General features: G+C 63.6%; 8 protein-coding genes and 1 pseudogene. 2 read left to right on the forward strand and 7 right to left on the reverse strand.

Features of this window, described 5'->3' with window-relative positions; translation table 11 throughout:
• Positions 1–221: pseudogene (locus tag F4U94_RS23515) on the reverse strand (copper homeostasis membrane protein CopD); the annotation flags it as partial.
• A 4-nt stretch (positions 222–225) separates the two neighbouring features.
• Positions 226–594 carry a copper homeostasis periplasmic binding protein CopC gene (copC, locus tag F4U94_RS23520; RefSeq protein WP_066766210.1) on the reverse strand — a complete coding sequence of 123 codons (369 nt, stop codon included), beginning with the start codon at positions 592–594 and terminating at the stop codon, positions 226–228.
• Between the two features lie 222 nt (positions 595–816).
• Here copC and F4U94_RS23525 point away from each other — a divergent pair, with 222 nt between their 5' ends.
• Together F4U94_RS23525 and F4U94_RS23535 are read left to right on the forward strand one after the other, a co-directional pair.
• Positions 817–1,800 carry an NAD(P)/FAD-dependent oxidoreductase gene (locus F4U94_RS23525; RefSeq protein WP_231736646.1) on the forward strand — a complete coding sequence of 328 codons (984 nt, stop codon included), beginning with the start codon at positions 817–819 and terminating at the stop codon, positions 1,798–1,800.
• 282 nt (positions 1,801–2,082) lie between these two features.
• Positions 2,083–2,487 (forward strand): four-helix bundle copper-binding protein, encoded by a 405-nt coding sequence (locus F4U94_RS23535; RefSeq protein WP_066766206.1) that lies wholly within the window; start codon positions 2,083–2,085, stop codon positions 2,485–2,487.
• 88 nt (positions 2,488–2,575) lie between these two features.
• On the opposite strand, the gene F4U94_RS23540 is transcribed toward F4U94_RS23535, so the two are convergent.
• The 5 genes from F4U94_RS23540 to F4U94_RS23560 all read right to left on the reverse strand — a co-directional run.
• Positions 2,576–3,112: a DUF2231 domain-containing protein gene (locus F4U94_RS23540; protein ID WP_066766222.1), complete on the reverse strand. Its 537-nt coding sequence runs from the start codon at positions 3,110–3,112 to the stop codon at positions 2,576–2,578.
• Positions 3,113–3,474: 362 nt separating this feature from the next.
• Entirely contained in the window at positions 3,475–3,924 is a 450-nt protein-coding gene (locus tag F4U94_RS23545) for a DUF411 domain-containing protein (protein WP_088181949.1), read from the reverse strand.
• 62 nt (positions 3,925–3,986) lie between these two features.
• A complete protein-coding gene (locus F4U94_RS23550; protein WP_066766204.1) occupies positions 3,987–4,370 on the reverse strand; it encodes a DUF305 domain-containing protein in 384 nt (127 codons plus the stop codon).
• Positions 4,371–4,419: 49 nt separating this feature from the next.
• Complete coding sequence (locus tag F4U94_RS23555; protein ID WP_066766203.1) at positions 4,420–5,718, reverse strand: copper resistance protein B; 1,299 nt, start codon at positions 5,716–5,718, stop codon at positions 4,420–4,422.
• Positions 5,708–7,317: multicopper oxidase domain-containing protein (locus F4U94_RS23560; RefSeq protein WP_150412335.1), on the reverse strand; the 1,610-nt coding region annotated here is incomplete at its 5' end. The genes F4U94_RS23555 and F4U94_RS23560, both read right to left, overlap by 11 nt.

Raw genomic sequence — 7,317 nt, forward strand, 5'->3', positions numbered from 1 at the left:
CAGAATGGAGATCCGGCCATCGACGAGGCCATGAGGATCAGGCCAGCGGCTGAGAGCAGCAACCCGAGCACAGCACTTCCCGAAAGCCAAGGCCGCAGAGCGATTGCATCCTCGCGCTCGCCGAGCCTAAGGCCATAGAGGCTGAACGCCGACAGGCCGAACAGCACCGTCAGGACCAGGTACAACGCCAAGCGGATGGCGACGGTCGGCCAGTCGAGCATTCGCTCACTTCACCGTGAAGGTGTAGCTGCCGGTGATTTTGTGCGTGTCGCCGGAAACGACTTGCCAGTCGACGTTGTAACGCCCGCGCGGAAGACGCTGCTTGGGGATGATGGTTAGCGTACGCCCGTCGGAGCCGACCGCGGCGCTGCTGGGCATCTTCATGGCCGCCATGCCAGGCATCGCGGCCATGATCAGTTCGGCCTTGGAGAAAGCAGGTACGAGTTTCTCGCTGAACTGGAGGCTGATCTTCTCCGGGGTCGCGACGGCCGCGTTGGCGGCGGGGCTGGCGGACACCAGCTTCGGGTGCGCGTTTGCCACGCCGCCTGCGAAGAACACGGCGGCGGCGGCAGTCGTGATGAACAAGCGACGCATGCGGGTAATCTCCATTTCCGTTGAGTTCACCTGTATTACGCAGCAGGACGGGTCATCCCTCACGATCTTTTTTCGTGCCGCCGCACCCTCTTGATGAGGGGGAAGCGGCATCGGCGCGTATTCACAAGGGAGTACAGAGCGCTTTCTACCTGCGCCTACCGTCCGAATGAGTAGGGCCGCGGGCCCGCCGGGCGCATGCGCGGGGTAATGATGAGGTTGCGGTTGACCAATCAAGGCTGGACTGGCGATCCCGAGGAGGTCATCGACTGTCTGATTGTGGGCGGCGGCCCCGCTGGACTCACGACCGCGATCTATCTTTCCCGCTTTCTCAGGAGCTGCGTCGTTTACGACGCGGCGGCGGGGCGCGCCGCCTCCATCCCGCGCTCGCACAACCTCCCAGGATTTCCCGGCGGCATTTCCGGCGTCACGTTTCTTGCGCGCCTGCAGGCTCAGTTGCATGAATATGGCGGTACGGTCCAGAGCGGTGAGATCGACGCGATCGTCGCATCAGGCGATCACTTCTCGGCAAGTTGCGGACCGAACGTCCTGTACGCGCGGACCGTCGTGCTCGCGACGGGTGTCGTCAATCGACGTCCCGAGATGCCCGATGCGATGCATGACATCGGCGTCGCGCGTGGCCTTCTCCGCTACTGCCCGATTTGCGATGGTTATGAGGCTCGGCGGATGAGCGTGGCGGTGCTCGGCTGCGACCGCCATGGCGCTGAAGAAGCCGAATTCCTGCGCGCTTATGGTGCCAAGGTCACGCTTCTCGCCGAACGGTCGCTCGACCTCGCACCGACCGAATTTGCCAGGCTGACCCAGCAGGGCGTCGATGTCGCGCCCTCGCCTGTCGAGCAGCTGCGTCTTGGCGATTGTGTCGAGGTTCGATTGGCCAATGGCCTGGAGCTACAATTCGACACGCTTTACCCTGCGCTCGGCTCATCCCCTCGAACGCGGCTTGCCACTTCGCTGGGCGCGAAGCTCGCGGCAACGGGATGCGTGCTGACCGACGCCCACCAACAAACCTCGGTTTCCAGCCTCTACGCGGTTGGCGACGTTGTGGAAGGGCTCGATCAGATCAGCGTCGCAACCGGACAAGCAGCGGTCGCTGCGACCGCAATCCATAACCTGTTGCGCGACCGCGACAGCGGATTGGCATCCGCCATGGCCGGGCTGTGGCCGGCTCAGGGCCTACCGCCGACCTAGGGTGAGCCATTGGCAGTGCAACGAGTGAAAGCCCTCTAAACCGGAGCGCTGATTCGTACCACACGGCGCTCGGCGACACGGCCCGTCTCGGTTCGATGATCCCGCACCAGGATGGTGCGCGCGCGCAGGCGGCGTGGCCGTCGAAACTGTGCGCTACCCCCGGCGCCGGGGGTTAATCGATACGCCAAAACGGCCGAACGGTCCGACGCAAAGGCCGGAACATTTCAGGTTCGTACCTCTTACTTAGACAGGGGGTGACCGCTACCTGAACAGGAGAGAACCATGCACCACATGCAAGAGATGATCGCCACGCATCCGGACGTGAAGGGAAACACGAACGACGCACTGATCCGCTGTATTGAGGAGTGCTACTCATGTGCTCAGATCTGCACGTCGTGCGCTGATGCCTGTCTGGCGGAAGAGATGGTCGCACAGCTTCGCCAGTGCATTCGTCTGAACCTCGACTGCGCCGACACCTGCCTGGCGGCAGGTTCGCTCGGCACCCGCCGCACCGGCAGCAATGAGCAAGCGCTGGTTGCGGCTCTTCAAGCCTGCGCCATCGCCTGCGGGCTGTGCGCGGAGGAATGCGAGAAGCATGCGAGCACGCACGAGCATTGCCGCATCTGCGCTGAACACTGCCGTCGTTGCGAGCAGGCCTGCAGCGAAGCAGTTCAGTCGATCCGCTGATCAGTCAAAGGGCGCGTCCTCGGTGAAGGCGCGCCCTCGGCCGTCCCTGTTCAGAAAATGACCGCTTTATGCGTACAGCGGGACCGGTTCAGAATGCCAAGTGGTATAATCCGCCGTGCATGAAGGTTCCGCCAAGGAACCCCTGGATGGAGATAGCGAGCGTCATCAGGCCAAGCACCATCCAGTACAACGTCCGCGACCGCTCGGGAACCTTACGGTGGCGCGCTGCCATCCAAGCCAGCGCGACGCCGAAGACCGCGATCAACGTCCCGAGCCAGCGATGCGTCATCAGGATCGGGTTGCGGTCGGTCAGGTAGAACCCGCCCGCGAACCAGCCCAGGAACGCCGCCGCGATCGCTCCCAGCGCGCCGACCACCAGCATTATATGTGCGACATGCTGATAGTCCCGGTTGCGGCGCCACAACCCGAACAGCTCCACTCCGAACGCACCGATGAACAGTGCGATGGGAAAATGAATGACCATGGTGTGCAGCCGGCCCAGCCAGCTCACAAGCCGTTCACCGAAACTCTTGTTCTTGTTGGCGGTCTCCTCGTGCATGCCGCCCATGCCCATGTCGTCGCCGGCGATGTCGCGGCCGCCCATGTTCATGTCCACGGTCGACATAGAGCCCATACCCATGTGGCCGGCGCCAGCGTCTGCTCCATCCTTGTTCTGAGTCTCGACTGCGCTGTTAGCGGCTGGCCCGGGACCAGCCCCAAGCGCATCATGATCTTCATGCGCGGATGCCGACGTGCTTACTGACATTGCAACCGCAAGGAGCAGAGCGAAGGCCCCGGCTCGTTTACCGCCCATCACCCAACTCCTTGATTCGTGGTCATCGATTCCCGGGTGCGCATGCCGCCTTCTCTCCTCACCGACCCGAATCCTTTTGTGAACTCTTCGCCTGCTCTTCCAGACGAACTGGACCGTGGAGCTACACCAGCTGCGGCGGCCGCGTCTTGCCGCCCCCAGCCTGAAAACCGCCATCAGCTGCCGTGGCGGGCGAACAGGCGGCGCCCGCCGGGACCGAAGGCGACCACGTCATAGGCCTGCGCCTTGACGCCCGGCACTTCCATTCCCGGCGAGCCGAGCGGCATACCGCCGACCGCGAGGCCCCGCACGCCCTTGGGCCGGGTCGCGAGAGCCCGCTTCATGTCGGCAATCGGCACGTGGCCCTCGAAAGCCATGCCATCGGCGATTGCGGTGTGGCAGGACGAGACGTCCGCAGGGACCCCCGCGCGCTTCTGCAGCGCGGGGCGATTGGAATCATCGACGACGCGCACCTGGCGCCCGAGCTGCTGCTGCACCTGTGCCGCCCACTTGGCGCAACAGCCGCAGCCGGGGTCGCGGTGCATAACGATCGGGGTGGCCGCGCTGACGGCAACCGGAACCAACAAGGCTGCGGCAGTAAGCGCGGATCGCAAAGCTGTCTTCATGCAAAAAACTCCTTGGTCGTTCCTCCCGCCCCCTCGTTGAGGGCTAAAGGAACGAGGTTTAATTACTGCGGAGGCTTGCCCATCGCCCGGAGCATCGCCTGAAGCTCACCGATGCTCTTGTTTTGCTCGGCAATAGACTTCTGAGCCATTTGCCGGGTCTTCGCATCGGGCCCCTGGCGGAGAACGATCTGCGACATGGCAATCGCACCGCGGTGATGCTCAATCATCTTGCGGGCCCACGTCTCACTTGCGTTGGCGCCTTTGGCCCTCATCATTTTCTCGTGCATCGCCATCTCGGCGGGCATGAAGGGCGTGTTCATGCCAGGCATGTTGTCGTGGTTCATGCCCTGCATTTTCGAGTGGTCCATGCCTTGCATCTGCTGCTGAGCCAAAGCTGGGCTCGCTGCCATCGCCGCCAGAGCCAGAACTGTAATCGTCTTAACCATTGGGCTTCTCCTTCTTGGACTTAGTCAACGCAACAAAGCCCAATCGGCCTCAAAACCATGTGCGAATGCCCAGAACAAGGCTGGTCGACGCCGCCCCCTGGCCTTGGGCGCGCGCGAGGCGGGCGGTGTCCCCGAACCTGCGGTCGTACGATATACCCACATAGGGCGCGAACTCCCGCCTGATCTCGTAGCGTAGGCGCAGTCCGAGTTCGGCCGTGGACAGGCCGGAGCCGAGGCCGATTTCCGGCACGTCCTGCGCGGCGAAGTTGAGCTCGGCGCGTGGCTGAAGGATCAGCCGCTGTGTGATCCGCTGATCGTAATAGCCTTCCAGACGCCCGAGCAGGTCGCCCTTGTTGGACAGGAACAGCGCGCCCTCGACATCGAAGAAGCCGGGTGCAAGGCTTTCAAAGCCGACCGTCGCATAGACACGCGAGGGATTGGGCTTGAAGTCGTAGCGGACGCCAAGCTGTATGTCGGTATATGGGCCTACGGCGCGCGAATAAAGCGCCTGCACCTCCGCTGCTTCCAGGCTGCGCCCGATATTCCCTTCGCCCTCGGTCTTGAGCACCAGCCGGTTGATATCGCCCCCATACCAGGCACTACCGTCCCACCGATAACTATCGCGTCCATCCCGGATCTGGACTTCAGCCAGGTTGAATATGATCTGCGAGAAATTCTGTCCCCCGTGCATCTGCAGATGCTGCTGCGAATGCGCCATAGCGGCGGCAGAGTAGACTTGGTCCGCGGCCCGATCCGTCGGGATCGGCGGCGGCGGAGCGTTGCCGGCCGGCAGGTTGGTCCCGACCATCGTCGTCCCCGTGGTCGGAGGAGACATGCTTCCCATATCGTGACCTGCCATGCCTTGCATAGCGCCCGAACCCTGATCCATTCCCTGCATCGAACCATGGTCCATGCCCTGCATGGCACTTGGCTGGCCTGGGGCGGCACCGCCGGAGGTATCTGGCATCGCCGACATGTCGTGCCCGGCGCCAGGATTTGGGTTGGCTTCAGGCGTATTCATGCCCGGCATGGCCGTCATGTCATGACCGGCATGAGGATCGGCAACGACCGTTCCAGGGGCCGACGGCTTGGCGGACCGACTTGCGGCGGGCCTGGCCCCCGATCCCGCCTTCGCGCGCGGTATCGACCTGGCAGCGGGCTTCACGGACTTCTTGCGCGCGGCGGGCTTGGCCGCTGCTGGCTTCTTAGGGGCAGGCTTTTTCACCGTTGTCGTCTTTGGCGGTGGCATCTTCATGCCCGGCATATTGGAATGGTCCATCTGCGCGGCCGCAGATGTTGCCAAGCCAAGCGCCGCGCCGCCCGCGATCAGGAGGAGCTTAAACTGCATCGCGGTTCTCCTCGCCCATCGGGCGAACGGTCACGACACGCATCATCCCTGCGGTCATGTGATAAAGATTGTGGCAATGGAACGCCCAGTCGCCCACCGCATCGGTCGTCACGTCGAACGTCATTTTGCCGCCAGGCGCTACATTCACCGTGTGCTTACGTGGCGCGAAGTCGCCATGCCCGGTCACCAGTTCGAAGAAGTGCCCGTGCAAGTGGATTGGATGCGGCATCATGGTGTCATTGATCAGGGTGACGCGCGCCCGCTCGTCCTTACGGAACGGGATTGGGTCAGCGGGATCGCTGAGCTTCTGGCCGTCAAAGCCCCACATATAGCGCTCCATATTGCCGGTCAGATGGAGTTCGAACTGGCGCGCCGGGGCACGAACGTCCGGGTTGCGATCCAGCGCGACAAGGTCGCGATAAGTGAGCACGCGATGATCGACGCCTTCCAGCCCCTGCGGCGGCTCGCCCGTGCGGTCCTTCGGCATCGGCGAGATGGTCTGCACCCCAGGCCCCATCTTGACGCCGGGCGCGTTCTTGGGGTTGCGCATGTTCATGTCCATGCTCATGCCGCCGGAGCCGTGATCCATTCCAGCCATGCCGCCGCTGCTCATCTGACCATGGTCCATGCCCGCCATCCCGGCAGCGCCCGCCGCCATTTGGCTATGGTCCATCCCTGGCATAGCGCCGCTCATCTGGTCGCCCCCCATCCCAGCCATGCCGGCCATCGCAGCGCCTACCGCCTTCGTTCCGTGATCGGTGGGCTCTTTCCACCCGGTGAGCTTCCACAGGTTGCGCGAGGCATTCTGCATCAACGTGGGATCCGGCCCGCGCTTTGCGACCGGGTTCTCGTCCGCCATACCGGACATCCCCTCCATCCCGCTCATGCCGCTCATGTCCATGCCCATGTCGGTCATGGTCAGCAACGTGCGCGGGCGGAGCGGCGGGACCGGGGCGATCATGCCCTCGCGCGGGGCCAGTGTCGCGCGCCCCATGCCGGATCGGTCGATCGCCTCGGAAACGAAGCTGTAGGCGCGGTCCTCGGGCGTCACGATCACGTCGAAGGTTTCCGCGACGCCGATCTGGAATTCGTCCACGGTTACCGGCCGGACGTTCTGGCCGTCGGCCTGCACCACCGTCATCGGCAAGTCAGGGATGCGCACGTTGAAGTTGGTTTGCGCCGCAGCATTGACGATGCGCAGCCGAACCCGCTCGCCCGGTCGGAAGAGGCCCGTCCAGTTGTCGTAAGGGCCAAAGCCATTGACGAGGAAGGTGTAGGTCGACCCCGTAACATCCGCAATATCGGCCGGGTCCATGCGCATCTTGCCCCATTCCATCCGATCCTTGAGGCGCATCTCGCGGCCGGCGAGCAGCCCGCTCAGCGTCGGGCGCTGATAGTTGAAATAGGCGCCGCCCATCTGCTTGAGCTTGCGGAAAATTTCCTCGCCCGTCATTTCGCTATGGTCGGAGAGGACGATCACATGCTCGCGGTCGAATGCGATCGGGTCGGGTCCCGCGGGATCGATGACGATGGGGCCGTAGAGCCCGCCCTGCTCCTGCTCGCCCGAGTGGCTGTGGTACCAGTAGGTGCCTGACTGCA

Origin of the sequence: Sphingobium limneticum (assembly GCF_008710155.1) — a bacterium.
GTDB classification, from domain to species: Bacteria; Pseudomonadota; Alphaproteobacteria; order Sphingomonadales; family Sphingomonadaceae; genus Sphingobium; species Sphingobium limneticum.